18 protein-coding genes are annotated in these 18,581 nt (G+C 66.2%); 6 read left to right on the top strand and 12 right to left on the bottom strand.

Annotation, left to right across the window (positions count from 1 at the left end):
• Positions 1-239: 239 nt before the first annotated feature.
• Genes NS365_RS02475 through NS365_RS02465 form a run of 3 tightly spaced genes read left to right on the top strand, consistent with a single transcriptional unit; the run spans position 240 to position 3,105 of the window.
• A complete protein-coding gene (locus NS365_RS02475) occupies positions 240-1,268 on the top strand; it encodes an ABC transporter substrate-binding protein (protein WP_058598701.1) in 1,029 nt (342 codons plus the stop codon).
• Positions 1,269-1,312: 44 nt separating this feature from the next.
• The gene (locus NS365_RS02470) at positions 1,313-2,308 is read left to right on the top strand and encodes a FecCD family ABC transporter permease (RefSeq protein ID WP_058598802.1); all 996 of its coding nucleotides are present in this window, start codon (positions 1,313-1,315) and stop codon (positions 2,306-2,308) included.
• On the top strand, positions 2,305-3,105 hold the full coding sequence (locus NS365_RS02465) for an ABC transporter ATP-binding protein (RefSeq protein ID WP_058598700.1): 801 nt from the start codon (positions 2,305-2,307) through the stop codon (positions 3,103-3,105). Before NS365_RS02470 ends, NS365_RS02465 begins: the two co-directional genes overlap by 4 nt.
• A gap of 45 nt (positions 3,106-3,150) precedes the next feature.
• Here NS365_RS02465 and NS365_RS02460 read toward each other — a convergent pair whose 3' ends face one another.
• The 7 genes from NS365_RS02460 to NS365_RS02430 form a co-directional block, all read right to left on the bottom strand.
• Positions 3,151-4,146, bottom strand: coding sequence for a Gfo/Idh/MocA family protein (locus NS365_RS02460; RefSeq protein ID WP_058598699.1), 996 nt, complete (start codon positions 4,144-4,146; stop codon positions 3,151-3,153).
• Positions 4,143-5,024 (bottom strand): sugar phosphate isomerase/epimerase family protein, encoded by an 882-nt coding sequence (locus tag NS365_RS02455; protein WP_058598698.1) that lies wholly within the window; start codon positions 5,022-5,024, stop codon positions 4,143-4,145. Before NS365_RS02455 ends, NS365_RS02460 begins: the two co-directional genes overlap by 4 nt.
• 47 nt (positions 5,025-5,071) lie before the next feature.
• Entirely contained in the window at positions 5,072-5,905 is an 834-nt protein-coding gene (locus NS365_RS02450; protein ID WP_058598697.1) for a carbohydrate ABC transporter permease, read from the bottom strand.
• On the bottom strand, positions 5,902-6,759 hold the full coding sequence (locus NS365_RS02445) for a carbohydrate ABC transporter permease (protein WP_306302825.1): 858 nt from the start codon (positions 6,757-6,759) through the stop codon (positions 5,902-5,904). Before NS365_RS02445 ends, NS365_RS02450 begins: the two co-directional genes overlap by 4 nt.
• A gap of 285 nt (positions 6,760-7,044) precedes the next feature.
• The gene (locus NS365_RS02440) at positions 7,045-8,244 is read right to left on the bottom strand and encodes an ABC transporter substrate-binding protein (RefSeq protein WP_058598695.1); all 1,200 of its coding nucleotides are present in this window, start codon (positions 8,242-8,244) and stop codon (positions 7,045-7,047) included.
• A 22-nt stretch (positions 8,245-8,266) separates the two neighbouring features.
• Positions 8,267-9,226: an alpha/beta hydrolase gene (locus NS365_RS02435; RefSeq protein ID WP_153003623.1), complete on the bottom strand. Its 960-nt coding sequence runs from the start codon at positions 9,224-9,226 to the stop codon at positions 8,267-8,269.
• Positions 9,223-9,921, bottom strand: a complete 699-nt coding sequence (locus NS365_RS02430) for a GntR family transcriptional regulator (protein ID WP_082684366.1) — start codon at positions 9,919-9,921, stop codon at positions 9,223-9,225. The genes NS365_RS02435 and NS365_RS02430 overlap by 4 nt, the downstream gene beginning before the upstream one ends.
• Positions 9,922-10,008: 87 nt before the next feature.
• On the opposite strand from NS365_RS02430, the gene NS365_RS02425 reads away from it, so the two are divergent.
• Entirely contained in the window at positions 10,009-11,109 is a 1,101-nt protein-coding gene (locus tag NS365_RS02425; RefSeq protein ID WP_058598694.1) for an ABC transporter ATP-binding protein, read from the top strand.
• A 206-nt stretch (positions 11,110-11,315) separates the two neighbouring features.
• On the opposite strand, the gene NS365_RS02420 is transcribed toward NS365_RS02425, so the two are convergent.
• Positions 11,316-12,089: a YfdX family protein gene (locus NS365_RS02420; protein ID WP_058598693.1), complete on the bottom strand. Its 774-nt coding sequence runs from the start codon at positions 12,087-12,089 to the stop codon at positions 11,316-11,318.
• Between the two features lie 446 nt (positions 12,090-12,535).
• Here NS365_RS02420 and NS365_RS02415 point away from each other — a divergent pair, with 446 nt between their 5' ends.
• Positions 12,536-12,847: a DUF930 domain-containing protein gene (locus tag NS365_RS02415; protein ID WP_192843797.1), complete on the top strand. Its 312-nt coding sequence runs from the start codon at positions 12,536-12,538 to the stop codon at positions 12,845-12,847.
• Positions 12,848-12,891: 44 nt separating this feature from the next.
• The gene (locus NS365_RS02410; RefSeq protein ID WP_082684364.1) at positions 12,892-13,614 is read left to right on the top strand and encodes an MgtC/SapB family protein; all 723 of its coding nucleotides are present in this window, start codon (positions 12,892-12,894) and stop codon (positions 13,612-13,614) included.
• A gap of 33 nt (positions 13,615-13,647) precedes the next feature.
• Here NS365_RS02410 and NS365_RS02405 read toward each other — a convergent pair whose 3' ends face one another.
• From NS365_RS02405 to NS365_RS02390, 4 genes are all read right to left on the bottom strand, one after another.
• Positions 13,648-15,183 carry a sugar ABC transporter ATP-binding protein gene (locus NS365_RS02405; RefSeq protein WP_058598691.1) on the bottom strand — a complete coding sequence of 512 codons (1,536 nt, stop codon included), beginning with the start codon at positions 15,181-15,183 and terminating at the stop codon, positions 13,648-13,650.
• The gene (locus NS365_RS02400) at positions 15,180-16,178 is read right to left on the bottom strand and encodes an ABC transporter permease (RefSeq protein ID WP_058598690.1); all 999 of its coding nucleotides are present in this window, start codon (positions 16,176-16,178) and stop codon (positions 15,180-15,182) included. The genes NS365_RS02405 and NS365_RS02400 overlap by 4 nt, the downstream gene beginning before the upstream one ends.
• The gene (locus tag NS365_RS02395; protein WP_058598689.1) at positions 16,175-17,191 is read right to left on the bottom strand and encodes an ABC transporter permease; all 1,017 of its coding nucleotides are present in this window, start codon (positions 17,189-17,191) and stop codon (positions 16,175-16,177) included. Before NS365_RS02395 ends, NS365_RS02400 begins: the two co-directional genes overlap by 4 nt.
• 258 nt (positions 17,192-17,449) lie before the next feature.
• Positions 17,450-18,469: a sugar ABC transporter substrate-binding protein gene (locus NS365_RS02390; RefSeq protein ID WP_058598688.1), complete on the bottom strand. Its 1,020-nt coding sequence runs from the start codon at positions 18,467-18,469 to the stop codon at positions 17,450-17,452.
• Positions 18,470-18,581: the final 112 nt, after the last annotated feature.

The raw sequence follows: 18,581 nt of genomic DNA, 5'->3' as shown, positions 1-18,581 counted from the left end.
CGCAGCCCTTCCGCGGGCCGGAACGGACGGAGGATCACCGGCCGGATGATCGATCCATCCCGTCCCTGAAATTCCCGCAGCCTGATAGTAAAAAGAAAGATTAGAAGATTTCTAATATAGGCGCCACAGGCTTTTGCTTTCTTCCAAAACAAACAAAGAACCTGAGCCAGCTACTCTTGTTTGGGGCGGGGCTATGCTTTAGGGAGCGGACGCACCTTATCTTCTCAAGGAATCGAACCTTGGTCTCCCGGACGTCCCTCGCCGCCGTATCGAGCCTGCTTGCGCTTCTGAGCGCCGCCGCGTCCCCCGCCCTGGCCGCTCAGACGCAATACCCGCTGAAGATCGAGAATTGCGGCGTCGAAGTCACGTTCGACAAGGCCCCGACGCGCACCGTGGCGCTCGGCGCCAACAGCGCCGAAATCCTGCTCCTTCTCGGCCTGCAGGACAAGCTCGTCGCCAGCGCCTTCTGGCCGAGCAAGGTCATGCCGGAGCTGGCCGCCGCCAACGAGAAGGTGAAGGTGCTGACGGTCGAGATCCCGACCTTCGAGAGCGTGCTGGCCGAGGAGCCCGATTTCGTCGCCGCGCAGACCGTGCTTCTGATGGGGCCCGAGAGCAAGGTCGCCAAGCGCGAGGACTATGCCAAGCTGAACATTCCGACCTACCTCTCGCCCAGCACCTGCGCCAACAAGCAGGACACCAAGGACATCTACGGCAGCCGTTCCGAACTCTGGAACATGGACGCGGTCTACAAGGAGATCGACGATCTTTCGCGGATCTTCGACGTTCAGGACAAGGGACAGGCCGTTATCGCCGACTTCAAGCAGCGCGAGGCGGCGCTGCGCGAGAAGGCCAAGGCGCGCGGTAAGGACTATTCGTACCTATTCTGGTTCTCCAGTCCCTCCCCGTCGGCCGACGCCTATCTCACCGGCAAGCTCGGACCCGGCGGTTATATCGCCGATCTTCTGGGTGGACATAGCGCCGTCGAGAGCGAAGCCGAATGGCCGACCATGGGCTGGGAGGGCATCATCGCCACCAATCCCGGCGTGATCGTCGTGGCCGATCTCGATCGCAACCGCTGGGCGCTGGACAAACCGGCCGCCAAGATCGAATTCCTGAAGACCGATCCGGCCGTCAGCCAGCTGGACGCGGTGCAGAAGGGGCGCATCGTAGTAATGGACGGACAGGCCATGAACCCCACGATCCGCACGATCCGGGGCGCCGAGCAGGTCGAGAAGCAGTTGGAAGCCCTGTCGGCAGACTCGAAGTGACATCACCCGTTTTGGCAGGATTCAGACGGCAGGCCGGTTTCGGCCTGCTTCTTGCGTTTTGCGCCGTGCTGACGCTCGCCGCCATCGCGCTGAGCGTGCGCACGGGCGACCTGCCGATCTCGCCGGAAACGACCTTCTATGCCGTGACCAACAGCCTGGGCTGGACCCATGTCCCGCTCAATCGTATCCACGAAAGCGTGGTGATGGACTATCGCCTCAGCCGGGCGCTGGCGGCGGCCTTTTGCGGCGCGGGGCTGGCGCTGTGCGGCGCGGTGCTGCAATCACTGCTGCGCAACGCGCTGGCCGAGCCCTATGTGCTCGGCATCTCGGCGGGCGCTTCGACAGGCGCGGTGTCGGTCGTGGTGATCGGGCTGGGCGCGGGAGCGCTGACGCTCTCCATGGGCGCGTTCGTCGGAGCCTTCGTGGCGTTTCTGTTCGTGGCGCTCCTGTCCAACGGCACGCGCGGGGGCACGGATCGCACGATCCTGTCGGGCGTCGCCGCCTCGCAACTCTTCAACGCGCTGACCTCCTATATCGTCACCACGGCGGCCGACGCGCAGCAGGCGCGCGACATCATGTTCTGGCTGCTCGGCAATTTCAGCGGCGTGCGCTGGCCCGATGTTCAGCTCGTCTCGGTGGTGGTGCTGGCCGGTCTGGTCCTCTGCCTTCTCTATGCGCGCGTCTTGGACGCGTTCGCTTTCGGGGATGACGCCGCCGCCGCGCTCGGCATCCATGTCGGGCGCACCCGGATCGTCCTGTTCGCGGGAACGGCGCTGATGGCGGCCACCATCGTCAGCATGGTCGGCTCGATCGGCTTCGTGGGCCTCGTGGTGCCCCATGCCGCGCGCTTCCTCGCCGGCCCGCTCCACACGCGCCTTTTGCCGGCCTGCGCCATCACGGGCGCGATCTTCATGGTTCTGGCCGACACGGCCTCGCGCGCCCTGATCCCGCATCAGGTCCTGCCCGTGGGCGTCGTCACGGCGCTGGTCGGCGTGCCCTTCTTCTCCCTCATCCTCTATCGGTTCCAGCGCCCGTCATGAGCATCCTTGCCGACAACATTTCCTGGCGGATCGGCAAGAAGACCGTGGTGGACGGCGTGTCGCTCCGGGCCGAGCCCGGCAAGGTCCTGGGACTTCTCGGCCCCAACGGCTCGGGCAAGACCTCGCTGCTGCGCATCCTGTCGGGCCTTCGCCAGCCGCACGAGGGCTCCGTGCGCCTCGACGGCACGGATATGCGCACCATCGGCCGCCGCGCGCTGGCCCAACGCATCGCCTTTGTGGAACAGCACGCCAACACCACGGCGGATCTCTGCGTCATCGATGTGGTCAAGCTCGGCCGCTTTCCCCATCGCTCGCCCTTTGCCGGCTGGGGCGCGGCCGACGAGGCGGCGGTGAACCAGGCGATCTCGCGCGCGGGCCTCGAGCACAAGCGCCATGACCGCTGGCAGAGCCTGTCGGGGGGCGAGCGGCAGCGCGTTCATATTGCACGCGCGCTGGCTCAGACGCCGACGGAACTGCTTCTGGACGAGCCGACCAACCATCTCGACATTCATCACCAGATCAGCCTGCTCCAGCTGATCTCCAGCCTGTCGCTGACCTGCATCGTGTCGCTGCACGACCTCAACCACGCGGCCATGTTCTGCGACCGGCTGATCGTCATGAACCAAGGTCGTATCGTCGCCTCGGGGTCGCCAGAAGAGGTGATGACGGAACGCTTGCTACGCGATGTCTTCGCGGTGGACGCGCGGGTCGAAGCCTCGCCGCACCATTCGCGCCCGCATGTGCAGTTCCTGCCCTTCCAGCCGGGCGTGGCGTCGGCCAGTCCGCACCGGGGCTGAAGATCGGCCGCACGATCCTCGGGTCGATCGTGCGGCCTTCTCGTCTCAGATGCCGAGTTGCCGGCGCATGTCTTCCAGCCGCTCCATCGCCACCACGCCGTCATGGATGGTCGGCGCGGGCGTCGTCTCGCCCCGCAGCGCTGGGACGACATCGGCCAGGAGCGAGTGATAGCCCTTGTAGTCCTCGTTGGCGGCGGCGGTGAAATTGGGCTTCCAGGTCAGCGTGTCTTCGTTGTCGAGAAGCGTGGCGGCGGGGTCGGCCACCTTGAAGGGCGGGTTGCGGTGCCAGCGCACCTCCACCACGTCCTCGACCTCAAGCCGCTGATGATCGCCCATGATCTCGATGCGCTCCACCGGCGTGCCGCGTGATTGCACCGTGCCCATGACCACCGTGCCGATCGCCCCGCATTCGAAGTCGAAGCCGACATGGAAGAGGATGCGGCCCGGCGTCTTCTCGACCTTGCGCGCCGCGATCCTCGTCACCGGCGAGACAAGATGCGACACGAGGTCCATGTAATGGACGCAGTGATGCAAGAGGAAGCCGGTGTAATCGACATTGCCTTCGAAGTAACCCGGCGCGGTCATGTAATAGCCGGTGAGGCCCAGCACATCGCCGAAGCGGCCGGACTTCAGGACATTGTGGGCGATCTTGTTGCCGACCGAATAGCGCTTCATGAAGCCGACGAGCAGCGGCTTGCCGGCGCGGTCGGACGCGGCGGCGAGCTGGCGCGCGCCATCGGCCGAGCCCGATGGCGGCTTTTCCATGAAGACGGGCAGGCCCCGCTCCAGGGCTTTCAGGCCGAAGGCGAGATGCTGGTCCGGGCCGACCGCCATGCCGATGGCATCCAGCCCCGGCGTTGCGATCAACTCTTCGGCGTCCTGCGTCAGCGTGCGAACGCCGAACTGCCGCCCGGCGGAGGCGAGCCTGATGCCGTCGATGTCGCAGAGCACCGCGATCTCGACATCGTGGCGCAGGAGCTGGGGCAAGAGCATCTGCGTCGCGTGGATGCCGCAGCCGATCCAACCGATCCGGAGTGTCATCGTCTGAATTCCGTCAAAGCGAGATGGGATTTGATGAAGGCGGCGCTGGCTTCCAGCCGGGCGCTTTCGTCCTCGTGCGGCGCGCGCCATTGCGCGAAGGGGACGCCGAACCGATCGTCATTGCGCCGGAAGGGCTCCAGCGAGACGGGGCCGGTGTAGGAGACCTCGTGCAGCGCGCGGCAGACGGACACCCAGTCCACCGAGCCCGTGCCGGGAAAGCCGCGATGGTTCTCGTTGGCCTGGAAATGCTTGAGGCGCGAGCCGGCGAGCCGGATGGCCTCGGCGATGGAGGCTTCTTCCATCGCCATGTGGAACGTGTCGAGCATGAGCTGGATGGCGGGATGGTCCACCGCGTCGAGCAGCTCGACGGCCTGTTGCGTCGTGCACAGGACATCGCTCTCGAAGCGGTTCAGCGGCTCGACGGCAAGCGTCACGCCCGAGCCCGCCGCGTGCGCGCCCGCGATCTGGAGCCCGTCGACGCAGCGCGCCTTGCGGGCCAGGCGCTCGTCCTCCGAGACCGGCGCGGGCGCGCGCCCGGCGAAGACGAGCGGATTGCCGGTCAGCGGGCCGCCGACGATCGTGGCGCCGAGTTCCACGGCGGTATCCACGGCATAGCGGAGATAATCGACGCCGCCCTGCCAGTTCGGCTTTTCGGCCGAGGAGAGATTGCGCTGGAGATTGACGCGGGCGGCCAGCACCACGCCGAGCCCGGCGTCGGCGAGCGCCCTGGCGGTTTCGCCGGTGTCGAGTTCGCCCGGCTCAGGGACCAGCAGCTCGACGAAGTCGAAGCCGAGCGCCTTCATCCTGGCGAAGAGCGGGAAATGCTCAGGCCCGAAGGGCCTTGCATATTGCATGGAGATCAACCCGACCGGGTTCATGGAAGCGTCTTTCCTGCGACGTGAAAGGGAGGGGCGCGGTGGGGGGGTCAGCCCTTGACCGCGCCCTGTGTGAGGCCGCCGACGAGCCGGCGCTGAACAAGAAGGAAGAGGATGGTGACGGGCAGCGCGCCGAAGACGCCGCCAGCGGCCAGCAGGCCCCATTCGATCTGGAACTCGCCGATCAGCGTCTGGATCGCGACCGTGACGGTGCGCACGTTTCGCCCGCCGAGCGTCAGGGCGTAGAGATATTCGTTCCAGGCGGTGATGAAGATGTAGATGCCCGTCGAGATGATGCCCGGCAGGGCCAGCGGCAGCACGACCCGGCGCATGGCCGACAGGCGCGAGCAGCCGTCGATCATCGCCGCCTCGTCGAGGCTCTTGGGGATCGCCCCGACATAGCTCGTCAGCATCCAGACCGCGAAGGGAATGGCCGTGGTCGCATTGGCGATGATGAGGCCGAGATGCGTGTCGAGAATGCCGAACCGGCGCATCAGGACGAAGAGCGGCAGGATCAGGAGCACGATCGGGAACATGTTGACGAGCAGGAATTGCAGCATCAACAAGCGCCGCCCCGGAAAGCGGAAGCGCGAGAAGGCATAGGCCGCCGAGACCGAGACGAGAAGGCCGAGCGCGACCGTGCCGAGCGCCACGATGAAGCTGTGGCCCATATTGGCGAGAAACGAGGTGCGCCCGAGAAGCCGGGCGTAATTGTCCGCGCTCCAGCCTGCCGGCGTCAGCGACACGCCCCGGGCCGCGATGTCGGCCGAGGGGGTGAGCGAGGTAAGCACCATCCAGGCGAAGGGGCCGACCGCGAGCAGCACGATGAGCGCCGCCGGGATGTGAATGGTGAGAAGGCGCTTCAGAAAACTGGCGCGGTTCATCGTTCGACCTCCCGCATGGTGCGCGCGATATAGACCGCGACGATCGAGCCGAGGATGAGAGTGAAGGTGACGGCGATGGAGGAGCCATAGCCGAAATCGAGGTTCTGCCGCGCCTTGACGAAGGCGTAGAGCGGCAGCGTCGTGGTGGAATAGCCCGGCCCGCCCCCGGTCATGACGAAGATCACATCCATCGAATTCGCCACCCAGATGACCCGCAGGAGACCCGCCGTCGCCAGAACCGGCGCGATGCCGGGCAGCGTGATGTGGCGGAACTGACGCCAGGCGCTCGCGCCGTCGATCGAGGCCGCCTCGTACTGGCTCTTCGGAATGCCCTGGAGCGCGGCGAGGATCATCACCGCGAAGAAGGGAAAGCCCTGCCAGGTCAGTGTCGCGATGATCGCGTAGAGCGCGACGCCGGGATCGGCCAGCCAGGGAACGGCCGTGGTGATGACGGTGAGATAGAGAAGCAGATCGTTGAGCACGCCGATATTTGGATCGTAGATCCAGCGCCACATGAGCGCGATCACCACGCTCGGCAGCGCCCAGGGGATGATGACGAGCGCCCGTGCCAGACCCCGCCAGGCGAATTCCTGATTGAGAAGCAGCGCGGTCAGCAGCCCGAGCCCCATCTGAAGCGGCACGGTCAGCCCGATCCAGATCGCAGTGTTGCCGAGCGCTTCCCAGAAGACGGGATCGGCGAAGAGCTTGACATAATTGGCGAGCCCCACGAAGCGGCTGGCATTGGGCTTGAACAGGACGAGATCGGTAAAGCTCGTCACCACCGCCTCGATCATCGGCAGGAAGACGACGACGAGCACCACGAGAACCGCCGGGGCGAGCAGCGCATAGGGCATGAGCCGCGCCCGCGAGAAGGTTTGGGGGGTGCGGGGCGCGCCCTCCAGGGCGGCCAGATCGTCAAGACTGGACATCGGAAAACCTCGCTGGCCGGGCGGATCGCCGCCCACGGCACTCGAAGAAAAGGCGCGCCGCCGCCCGAACGCGGATCGCACAAAGGGCGGCGCGGCCGAGCCCCGGAGGCTCGGAACCCGAGCGGGTCGATGCAGGCGGAGGGCCAGTTCGCGGCTCACGCTTGGCGGCGAGCCGGAGAACGCGCCCTCCCCCGTCGAAGAGCGGAAACTTTACTGCGCAAACAGGGATTGCAGGCGCTTCATCATCTCGGCCGAGCTAATCTGCCCGGTCATGGCCTGCTGCATCATCGGCTGCCAGGTCGTGTTGACGAAATCGGCCGTGGCGGAAGACTGCGGCAGAACGGCCGCGAAGGGCAACGAGGCGAGCGTCGCATCCACGAAGCGCTTTTCATGGCCCGTCCAGCCCGCCGACCCGGTCTTGGTCACCGGAAGCTGATTGGTGGCCTTCACGAACTCGACATTGTTTTCGGGCTCGGCCAGGAACGAGATCCACTTCCACGCGGCGTCCTTGGCCTCGGACTGCGAGAAGATGGCGAGCGACTCGTCGCCGTAGGACGTCCACGCCTTGCCGTCGCAGGCCGGCACGGGCACGGCCGACACCTTGTCGCCGAGCGCGGCCACCAGATCCTTGGACGAGCCGATATGGTGGATCGTCATCGCCGTCTTGCCGGACTTGAACGCGCCGATGATCTCCTGGAACCCGTCATTGGGCGAGGAGGGCGGGATCGACTTGTCCTGCGCGAACATGTCGATCAACCATTGATTGGCGGCAATGGCCTGAGGATTGTCGAGCCCGCCGGGCTTGAGTTCGGCCCCGCGCGAGAAGACGAACGTACCCCACTGATCCCAGCCGCCCTTGCCGCCCCGGAAGCCGAAGCCATAGGTTTCGGGCGCCTTGGTCAGCGTCTTGGCGGCGGTGCGGAATTCCTCGCACGTTTTGGGCGGTTGCAGTCCGGCGGCCTGGAACAGGTCCGTGCGATAATAAAGATAGAGAACGACATACTGGATCGGCAGGTAATAGTTCTGCCCGTCCGGCCCGGCGTTCAGCTTCAAGAGATTGTCGAGAAGCTCGGCCTTGCCGGACCAGGCGTCGATCCGCTCGCCCAGCGGCTCCAGCGCGCCCATTTCCAGAAGGCGCGGCTGGGCGAAGAGCTTCACCATGGCCGCGTCCGGCGCATTGCCGCCGACCAGCGCCGTGTAGAGATTGTCGTAATAGCTGTTCCAGGGAACGTTCTCGGCCTCGATCGTGACGCCCGGATTGGCCTTCTGGAACTTGTCCACGAGGGCCGACATCGGGTTCTCGGGATTGTCGAAATGGTACCAGAAGCGCACCGTCTCGGCCTCTGCCCCGGTTGTGCCGAGCGTGGTGATGAGCGCGAGCGCGCTGGCGAGCGCCTTCAGCTTGGTCATGGTTGTTCCTCCCGTTTTTCGTTCAGATCAGGCCGCGCACGAATTGCGCGGCCCGCCCCAGTGCCTCCCGAGCCTGGGGCAGTTCGTTCGTCATCTGCAGGAAGCCGTGAACGACCCCCGGCACGATCTCCAGCCGCTCCGGGCGGCCCAGCGCCTGCAGGCGGCGCTCCAGGTCGAGACTGTCGCCGAGCAGCGGATCGACGCCCGCCGCCATCAGATGAAGCGGCGGCAGCGCTCGCAGCGCGGCCTCGCCGGCGAGCGCGGGCGATGCCAGCGGATCGGCGCGCGCGGACGCGTCCTTCAGATAGAAGTCCCAGTAGCGCTGCATCTTGCCGCGCGTCAGGCCCGGCCCGTCCGCGAAGGTCCGGTAAGCCTCCGTCTCGAAATCGGCGGCATAAACGCCGTAGAACAGAAGCGCGGCGTCCGCTTGTCGGCGGCCCGCCTCGTGCAGCAGCGCCGACAAGCAAAGCCCCGCCCCGGCGGAGTCCCCGGCCAGCACCAGCGGCCCCTCGCGCAGGCCAAGCGCGCGCGTCGCCTCGAACAATCCGCGCCAGGTGGCGACCACATCCAGAAGCCCCGCCGGAAACGGATGCTCGGGCGCAAGACGATAATCCGGCAGCACCACGGGCAGGCCCGTCTCAGCGGCGAGCACCCGCGCGCAGCGCTCATGCGTCTCAGGGCTGCAAAAGGCAAAGCCGCCGCCATGCACGAACAGGATCGCGCCCTCACGCGCGCCGGGCGGCACGAGAACCAGAAGCCGCGTGCGCGCCGAGCCGAGCGCGGGGTCGGCCGGCACGAAGGCTTCGGCACGCTCGGCCATCTCGGGCATATCGACGTTCCAGCGGCGGTTGCCCGCCTCGGCCAGAGCACGCCCCTCGGTTGGCGGCAGGGTCGTCGGATCGGGCTGCGGCCCGTCCTCGCGCGCCATGCGCTCCATCAGCGCCGCCATCTCGGGCGCGAGGTCGCTGGACAGGACGCTCATTGAAGCTGCTCCGGGAAGACGTTCGGCCCGAAATCGACGATCGTCGCGATATGGTGGAAAAGTGCGGACGAGGCGGCTTCGAGATCGCGCGCCTCGATCGCGGCGACGATGGGCTCGTGTCGGCGCGCCGTCTGCGAGAGGTCGCGCGGCTCCAGACTGCGCGAGATCTTGAAGCGGTGATTGTGGATCAGGCAGCGGCGTAGGATCGGGTCCAGCGCGTCGAGCCGCGCGTCCGCGAAGATGCGGGCGTGGAAATCGCGGTCGATGGCGGCCAGTTGCAACTCGTCGCCCTGCCCCGCCGCTTCCACCATGCCCGCCAGCATCTCCTTCAGGTCGGAAACCAGCGTCCGGCTGGGATGGCGCAACACATGCACGATGCCGCGGCACTCGATCGACTGGCGGATGCGGAACAGTTCCACCGCCTCTTCCGGCGTGCAGGGCGAGACCTGCGTGCCCCTATAACCATTGCGCTGCACCAGCCCTTCGTCCTGGAGCTGAAGCAGGGCTTCGCGAACCGTGCCCTGGCTGCATCCAAAGCGCGTCGCGAGTTCCAGTTCGACCAGAAGGCGGCCGGGCGGCAGCTCGCCCAGCATGATCTCCCGCTTGAGCGCGGTGAAGGCGAGCGCGGATTTGCTTGTCGCGGGGCGACGGGCCGAACCGGACGGGCGCGCGTCCCTCTGTTCCACCTCTTCCACATCGACCTCCTTGCCTCAAACTATCAATATCATTATTGATAATGGAAGAAAGATCAAGCGGCCTGGGAGAGGCCGGGGAGGAAACGAATGTCCGCTATCGTGCTCGACGGGCTGCGCAAGGATTACGGCTCGGTCAACGTGATCCGCCGCGTCGATCTGTCGATCGCGAGCGGCGAGTTCGTGGTGCTGGTTGGCCCGTCCGGCTGCGGCAAGTCCACGCTTCTGCGCATGATCGCGGGGCTGGAGGAGATTTCGGGCGGGCAATTGTCCATCGGCGGGCGCGCGGTCGGCCATCTGCCCCCGGCCGAGCGCAATATCGCGATGGTGTTTCAGGATTACGCGCTCTACCCGCATATGAGCGTCGAGGAGAATATGGGCTTCGGCCTGAAGATGCGGGACGCGGACAAGGACGGGATCGACGCCAAGGTGAAGGGCGCGGCCGGCATCCTGAAGATCGAGCCCTTTCTGGACCGACGCCCGGCGCAGCTTTCGGGCGGCCAGCGGCAGCGCGTCGCCATGGGCCGCGCCATCGTGCGCGAGCCCGACGCCTTCCTGTTCGACGAGCCCCTGTCCAATCTCGACGCCGCGCTCCGCGTCGAGATGCGCCTCGAGATCGCGCGGCTTCACCGGCGCATGAAGGCGACGACCGTTTATGTGACGCACGACCAGACCGAGGCGATGACGCTCGCCGACCGGATCGTGGTGATGAATGGCGGCCATATGGAGCAGGTCGGGCCGCCGCTCGAACTCTACCATCGGCCGAAGACGCTCTTCGTCGCCCGCTTCATCGGCAGCCCGACCATGAACACGCTGGATTGCGGCGCGCCGATCGTGGGGCCGGGCGCGCTGCGCCTGCGTCTTCCCCAGCGCGAAATCCAGTTGCCGCTTGCCCTCGCCTCCCCCGCGCCGGAGCGGCTGACGCTCGGCATCCGCCCGGAAGACCTCCGCCTGTCCTCGCTCGAAGAGGCCTGGTTCACCGGCGAGTTGGCGATGGTGGAGCGTCTGGGCAGCCAGACCTTCGGCTATCTGGAAGCCGGCGGCGAGCGGCCGATCACGGTGGAGTTCCCGCGCGACAGCTCGGTTCAGGTGGGCGAACGCCTGTCGGTGGCGGGCGACCCGGCACGGGCTCACCTCTTCGACAGTGCGACGGGCCAAAGGGTCGAAGCGACAGCCATGGCCACCGTCTGACGAGCGCGCTGCGCTCGCCAGCGGAGCGCGAGTTGTCAGAGGCCAACTCGCAGGCCCCTGCATCGGCGGCAGCGCGGCCTTCAACCGATCTCAACGCCGCAAGCCGGCCGCAGGGGGGAACTGCGACCGGCTGACGAGAGCGGTTTTCAGGAGAGCGCGAGGCGGACGCGCCCTCTTTGTCAGCCGCCCTGGAGCGAGGCGGAACTTTACTTGGTTGTGGTGGCAACCGTCGAAGACGTGGTTTCCTTCGTGTCGGCCGTCGTCGCCTTGGCCTGATGCGCGACCGGCACGGCGTTCACATCCAGAACATCGAAACGGATGCGCTCTTCGGTTCCCTTCAGAAGGGCGTTCGCCTCATAGAACTTGCCGCCGTCGATCAGCTTGGCCGCCTCGCCGATGTCATGGGCTGTCTTGTCCAGCGGCAGCACCGCCATGGAGAAGCCGACATTCACATCGGCCAGCTTCAGCGTTTCCAGCGCGGCCTTGCGGTCGCCCTTCTGGACGCTTTCGTTGGCCTTCTTGATGGCCGCGGCCTTTTCGGGCGTCGCCACGAAATCCTCGCCCAAGACGAGCTGACCGTCGATCGGCAACCAGGCGACCTCCTGCGTCACGTCGTCGGTCGCGGTCTTGGCGGAGCCCTTGGTCTTTTCGGCGATCTGATTCAACTTGGCGTCGAGCTTGTTCTCGGCCTTCCAGAACACGGCATCGTCGGTCTTGGCCTTGTCGATGGCCTTCTCGGCCTTGGCGATCAGGGTCTTGGCGTCCTTCGGATCGGCATTGAAGATGGCCAGCCGCGCGTCATGCATATCCCGGAAGGCCTGGGCCCCATCGGCCGACAGCTTGCCGACATCCTTGTCCGCCGTCTTCTCCGCCGCGACAACGGCTGCGGGCTCGGCCTTGGCGGACTGGTCGGCCGCATAAGCGCCCCCAACGGCGGTGCTGGCGAGCAGAAGGGCGGCAACAACCTGATACGCTTTCATCGTGCTTCTCCTATGGAATGACTTGAACCCGTGGTTACTCCGTTGCGACCAGAAATTCCGTGGTCATCGAGTTCGAGGGAATAACATCGGCGTGAGCACGCAGTTTCATTACCATTCCATTAAAGTTAATTTGTAGAAGTGACATTCCGATCATCTGAATTCTGGAAAACTATACTGTCGCGCAGCAACAAAATGCTGCGTACCGACCCATTCCTCGCCTCGATCTGCCCGGGAACGCGGCTGGCGGGGCGACGCGGCCCTGTTCTCGCGCTGTGTTGGAACGGCGAGGGGTTGCCCCTATTGCTTTGCCTCGCTTATTAAAGCGGATGACTTCAAACTCCGCTCTTGCCGGCCGAACCGTCCGTTCGGCATTCGCTTTGACTGGCTTCGTTCTCTTGATCAGCCTCTCCCCGGCCTACGCGCTGAGCGCGCGGGAGCTGGCTGAGATGAAGCAGCTGACCCCCACCGACCGCATGATCCAGGTCTGCTTTCTGAAGCTCGAAGACCGCATCTCCCGCGAGACCGCCTATCGCAATGTCGACCGCGTCATGATGGACGCCTTCTCGCGCGGCGAGATCGACGGGCGTTCGCTGCGCGCCGACGGCGCAGCCTTCCGGGACAAAGGGCAGTGGTTCCGGCTTCGCTTCCGGTGCGCGGTGACGCCGGATCGCCTCCAGGTCGAAAACCTCCATTACGACGTCATCTCGAAGACACCGATCCCGCTGGGAGAGTGGGAGAAGCACAAGCTCTTCCCCTGAGCGCCGAGCTCGGAACCTCACGAACCCGTGACCATTAGCCAGGTATGATTTCGAACGGCGACATCCTCCTGCGGCTTCTCGCGGCCGCCGCGCTCGGCAGCCTGATCGGACTGGAGCGCGAGCGGCTGTTATGGTCGGCGGGCATCCGGACCCATATGCTGGTCTGCGTCGGCGCCTGCCTGATCATGATCGTCTCGGCCTATGGCTTCCAGAACGCCACCGCCATGGAGCATGTCACGCTCGATCCCTCGCGCATCGCCGCGCAGGTCGTCTCGGGCGTCGGCTTCCTCGGCGCGGGCGCGATCCTTCTGAAAGGGAATGTCGTTCGCGGCCTGACCACGGCCGCCAGTATCTGGGCGGTGGCGGCGCTAGGGCTCGCGGCGGGCGGCGGCCTTTATGTGGCGGCCTTCATGGCGACCGCCATCATCCTCATCATCCTTGCCGGCATCAAGCCGCTGGAGGACATGTACCGCACAAGGCTGCAAGCCTGCTTCGTGCATATCCAGGCCGATCGGGACGCCCTGTCGCTGCATGACATCAAGACGTGCCTGCGCGTGCGCAACGGCCAGATCAAGCGGATCACCCAGACGCTGGGGCCGGATGGCGAAGACGATCTCCTCCTGCATCTCGTGCGTGTCGCGCCGCAAGCCATTCGCGGCCGCACGTCCGTTCTCGCCACGCGCCCCGGCGTGCGCTCGGCGCAGGTCGAGCGCGGCAAAGACCGATCCGGCCTTCCGACATGGTCCAGCAAGGGCAAGCTGCGATAGGCCGTGGTCGTCCGGGTCGGCCCACGCGCTCGTCTACGCCGCGACGCCCGGCGCGGTCTCGGCCCGGTGGATCAGCCCCATGATCGCCTCGCTCATCCGCGAATAGTCGCCGTCATTCGGCACCTCGCCGCGCAGGCGATAGGCGTCCATCACCAGGATACGATCGGCCACCGCGATCATCTCGGGCATGTCGCTGGTGATGACGATCACGGCCGTGCCGGCATCGGCGAGTTCGCGCAGGAGATCGTGCAGATAGGCCTTGGTCTTGATGTCGATGCCGACCGAGGGCTCGTCGACGATCAGGATGCGAACGCCCGCCGCCAGCCATTTGGCGACGCTGATCTTCTGCTGGTTGCCGCCCGACAGATTGCCGACCGTCTGCGACAGGCTCGGCGTCTTCACCTCCAGCTTGGTGATGAAGGGCTCGACGGCCTCGCGCACGCGCCCATCCGTCAGGAAGCCGAAACGCCCCGCCAGCCGCCGCCAGATCGCGATACCCGCATTGTCCAGAACCGAATGGGCGAGAACGAGGCCGTTGCCCTTGCGGTCCTCGCTGACATAGCCAATGCCGTGTTGGTGGATCGCTTCCGAGACATGCGAGATTTGAACGGGCGCGCCGGCCACTTCCACCGTTCCGGCCGTAATGGCGGACTGGCCGATGATGCAATGGGCAAGTTCCGTGCGCCCCGCCCCGACCAGCCCGTAAAGCCCGACGATCTCGCCCGGCCGTACCTCCATGTCGATGTCGCGATGGCCGAGTGCGGTGGACACGCCCGAAAGGCGCAGGAGCGGAGCAGCCGTGCGGCGCTGGGTCGCTTCGGCGCGGCGCGGCGCTTCGCGCTCGGCGCGCCCGATCATCAGGCGCACGATGTCCTGCCGGCCCATGCCCTCCATGGAGCGGCTGGGGCAGGCATTCTCCCCGTCGCGCAGCACGGTCACGCGGTCGCAGATCTCCTGCACCTCCTCCAGCTTGTGACTGACGAAGACGAGGCTCGCCCCGCCGTCGCGCAGCTTCTTGAGGAACGAGAACAAGCGGTCGGTCTCGTTGGAGGTGAGCGAAGCCGTCGGCTCGTCCAGGAGCAGGACGCGCGAACGGGACGACAGGGCCTTGGCGATCTCCACCATCTGCATCTGCGCGACGCTGAGGCGCGAGACGGGCGTGCGCGGGTCGATGTCGAGGCCGAGCATCTCCAGCCAGCGCTCGGCTTGGGCGTTCAGGGCGGCATAGTCCACGGGCTTCACGAGAAAGCCCGCGATCTGTTCCAGATGGATGTTCTCGGCCACCGAGAAACGCCCGATCAGATTGCGCTCCTGATGCACGACGCCGATCCGGTTCGCGATCGCCTCGCGCGGATTGCCGAAGCTGACGGGTTGTCCGTCGAGCAGCAGCGCGCCGCCATCGGGCCGGTGAACGCCGGTGATGATCTTGATCAGTGTCGATTTGCCCGCGCCGTTTTCACCGAGCAGCGCGTGGATGGAATGGGTTTCCAGCGAGAGCGAGACGCCCTTCAGCGCCTTGACGCCGGGAAAGGACTTCTCGACGCCGCGCGCCTCGAACACCGCGCTCATCGTGCGCCCCCTTTCAGAGCCCGTGCAAGGCGCGCTTCGCGCAGGCGATTGAGCCCGACCGCCGCGAGGATCATCGCGCCGAGCACGATCTGCACCAGGAACGGGTCGAAGTTGAAGAGAACCAGAAGCTGCGTGATGACGGCGACGATGGCCGTGCCGAAGAGCGTCGCCGCGACGCTGACATGCCCGCCCGAGAGCACCGCGCCGCCGATCACGGGCGCGGCGAAGGAGAGGATCAGCCAGTCGTCGCCGATGGTCGGCTGGCCGATCTGAAGCCGCGCGACGAGAAGAACGCCGGCGAGCGCGGCCAGAAACCCCGAGGCCGCATGGGCGACCGTCACCGTCAGCCCGACCGAGACGCCCGACAGTTCGGCGGCGTGGCTGTTGCCGCCGACCGCCAGGATGAAGCGGCCGATCGGCAGGCGCGAGAGCGCATACCAGAGGCCGAGCGCGGCGAGGATGGTCGGCACCATGAGCCAGGGCACCGGGCCGATCAGCAGCGCCTGCCCGAAGCTCTTCACGCTGTCGGCCACGCCGTAGAAGGGCTCGGCGCGCGTGATGCCGAGATTGATGCCCTTGAAGATGGACAGGCTCGCCAGCGTGATGACGAAGGCGGAAATGCCGGTCCAGTTGATGAAGAGCCCGTTGAGCAGACCGCAGCCGAGGCCGAGCGCCAGCGCCGCCAGCGCGGCCAGCGGCGCGGGAACGCCGAACTGGTCCATCAGCCCGGCGAAGGTGATGGCGGCGAGCCCCCCGATCGCGCCGATCGACAGGTTCATCTGGCCGATCGCGATGATGATCATCTGCGAAAAGGCGATCAGCGCGTTCACCGCGACGGCGAGCAGCAGAACCTGAATGTTGAGCGGCGACAGGAAGGACGGGGCCAGCGCGCCGGCGATACCCATGGTCGCAACGAGCACGGCGGCGGGGCCGAACCAGTCGGCGCGCAGGAGGCGCGAGGCCGCGGTTTGCGGTGAGGCAGCAGACAGGCTCATGCGAGATTCCTCCGCGCGAGGAAGGAGCGGCGGGACTTGTCGATCAGCACGGCGAAGAGAAGCAGCAGCCCCAGGAAGGACTGAATCCAGAATTCGCCGAGCTGGAGGAGAAGCAGGCCGCTGGTGAGAAGCGTGACGAGCAGCGCGCCGAGCGCCGTGCCGGTGACAGAGACCTTACCACCGTTGAGCAGGGTGCCGCCGAGCACGGGGCCGAGAAAGGCTGGCAGGAGCCAGTCCTGCCCGAGCTGGCCGGCCATGGAGGGGATCGCCGCGCCGTTGCGCGCGACCAGCATCAGGGCGGCGACGGCCGCCAGCACGCCCGACAGGACATGGCAGAGAATGAAGACGCGCCCGACCCGCACGCCCGACAGCTCGGCGGCTTCCGGCCGCGCACCGGCCGCCAGCATCTCGCGCCCGAGCGCGGTGAAGCGATAGAGATAGACGAGCGCCAGCATGACCGCGAGCGTCACCAGAAGCAGCGGCGAGACCGAGCCCGCGATCTTGGCGCGGCCGAGGGCGAGGAAGTCCGGCGGCAATTGGCGGAAGGACTCGGCGCGGGTGAGATAGATCATCGCGCCGAAGAAGATGCTCATCGTCGCCAGCGTGATGATGAAGGAATGCAGGCCCGTGCGCACCACGGTCCAGCCATTGACGAAGCCGAGCGCCGCGCCGGTGCCGAGCCCGACCAGAACCGCCAGCGGCCAGGGCAGGCCGAGACGCTCCACCGCGAAGCCGAAGCTCATGGCCGCGCAGACGCCGATCGCGCCGACCGCGAGATTCAACCCGCCCGTCACGATCACGGCCATCATGGACAGGCCGATCACGATGCCGACCGCCGCCGTGCGCCCGAGGGTAAAAAGATTGAAGGGCGACAAGAAGCCGTTGGCGAAACTCGCGAACCCCAAGCCGAACAGGAGGATCAGGACGAGAAGGCCGAACTCGTTGGACAGAAGCAGGCCGGGGCCGGTTCGCGGTCTTCCGGGGCTCAAGGCCTTGGCGTCGTCGAGAGTCATCGCGTGGCTCCTGCGAAAAATTCGTTCGGTCGGCGGGCGGCCTCCGCGCCGATGGGAGGCGGGGCCGCGCCGGAAGGCGGGGGCGAAAGCGGCTGGGAGCTTTGGAGCGGGAGGGCGGCGGCGCGTTCACCAAACCTCCGCCGCCATCCGCGCCGAGGGCGTCACGCGCTTCGGCGACCTAAGCGCTCTGTCATCAACCCCGATCAGAAAGCGGGCGTAGGCGGAAACATTCGCCCCCCGCCCGCCGGAGCACTGACCTCAGGGACAGGTCAGATACGTGGTCGCGAAGTCCGCGAGCAGCGTCTTGGTCTTGTCGCGCATGGCATCGACATAGGTATCCACCTGATCGGCCGCGACGAAGATCGTGCCGGAATCGATGAACTTCGATGTCAGGGCGTTGCTCTTGAACGGCGCGTCGGCCTTGACCGTGCAGCCGTTGCGCAGCTTGTCGAGCGCGAAGGCGCCGATATAGCCCTGGCCATAGGGGTTCTGAAGCATGGTGCCCGACACGAACCCGTCCTTGATCGCCTTCAGCACCACCTCGTCATGGTCGATGCCGACCATCTTGATGCGCTTGTCGCCGATCTTGCGCAGCGCGTTGGAGGCGACCACGGCTGGCACCCAGGCGGTAGTCACGATGCCGTCCACCTCGCTCGCGTGCGCGGCGAGATAGGCGTTGATCTTCTCTTCGGCGGGCTCGGGCGCGTCGATATCGGCGATGACCTGAACCACGGTCGCGCCGCCCTCCTTGGCCGCCTTTTCCACCGCGTCGATGCGCAGCTGGGTGTTGGGATCGACCAGGAATCCGGTGAAATGCGCGATGCGCTTGCCCGGTCCCAGAACCTTCAGAAGTTCCTTGGTGCCGAGATAGGCCGAGTTGCCGGTGTCGGTGCCGAGGCAGAAGGCGGCTTCCGACGGGTCCTTCAGGCAGCCCGCGCCGGTGACGACGGGCGCGCCGTTGCCGACCAGTTCGGAAACCGTCGAGGCCGTGCCGACGCTGTCTCCGGGGAAGATCAGGAAGCCGTTATAGCCTTGGCTCAACATGCTTTCGAGCAGCTGGTTCTGTTGGCTCAGCTCCCATTTCTGGGGAACCTTGTAGTCCGCGCCGGCCAGACCGAAATCCTTCACCGCGTCCTTGGCCGCCTGATCCCAGGCCGAAAAATACGGATGAGGGCCGCCCGGCACCAGCCCGATGCGGCTATCGTCGGCCGCCAAAGCGGCCGAGCCGCAGCCCAGAAGGAAAGCCGCTCCCATGAGACAGCGATTGAAATGGCGCATGATCGATCTCCCTGACGTCTCTTGGTCGCTGCCCCGTTCCACTCCGGCCTCCCAGAGCCCACCGAACCGGCTTGCATCTCACTCTGCAATCCTAGTATCCTTGTATCCAAGC

It is taken from the genome of Aureimonas ureilytica (genome assembly GCF_001475935.1).
GTDB lineage: Bacteria > Pseudomonadota > Alphaproteobacteria > Rhizobiales > Rhizobiaceae > Aureimonas > Aureimonas ureilytica_A.
The sequence above is the reverse complement of the archived record's forward strand: the minus strand, read 5'-3'. Positions and strand labels throughout refer to the sequence as shown.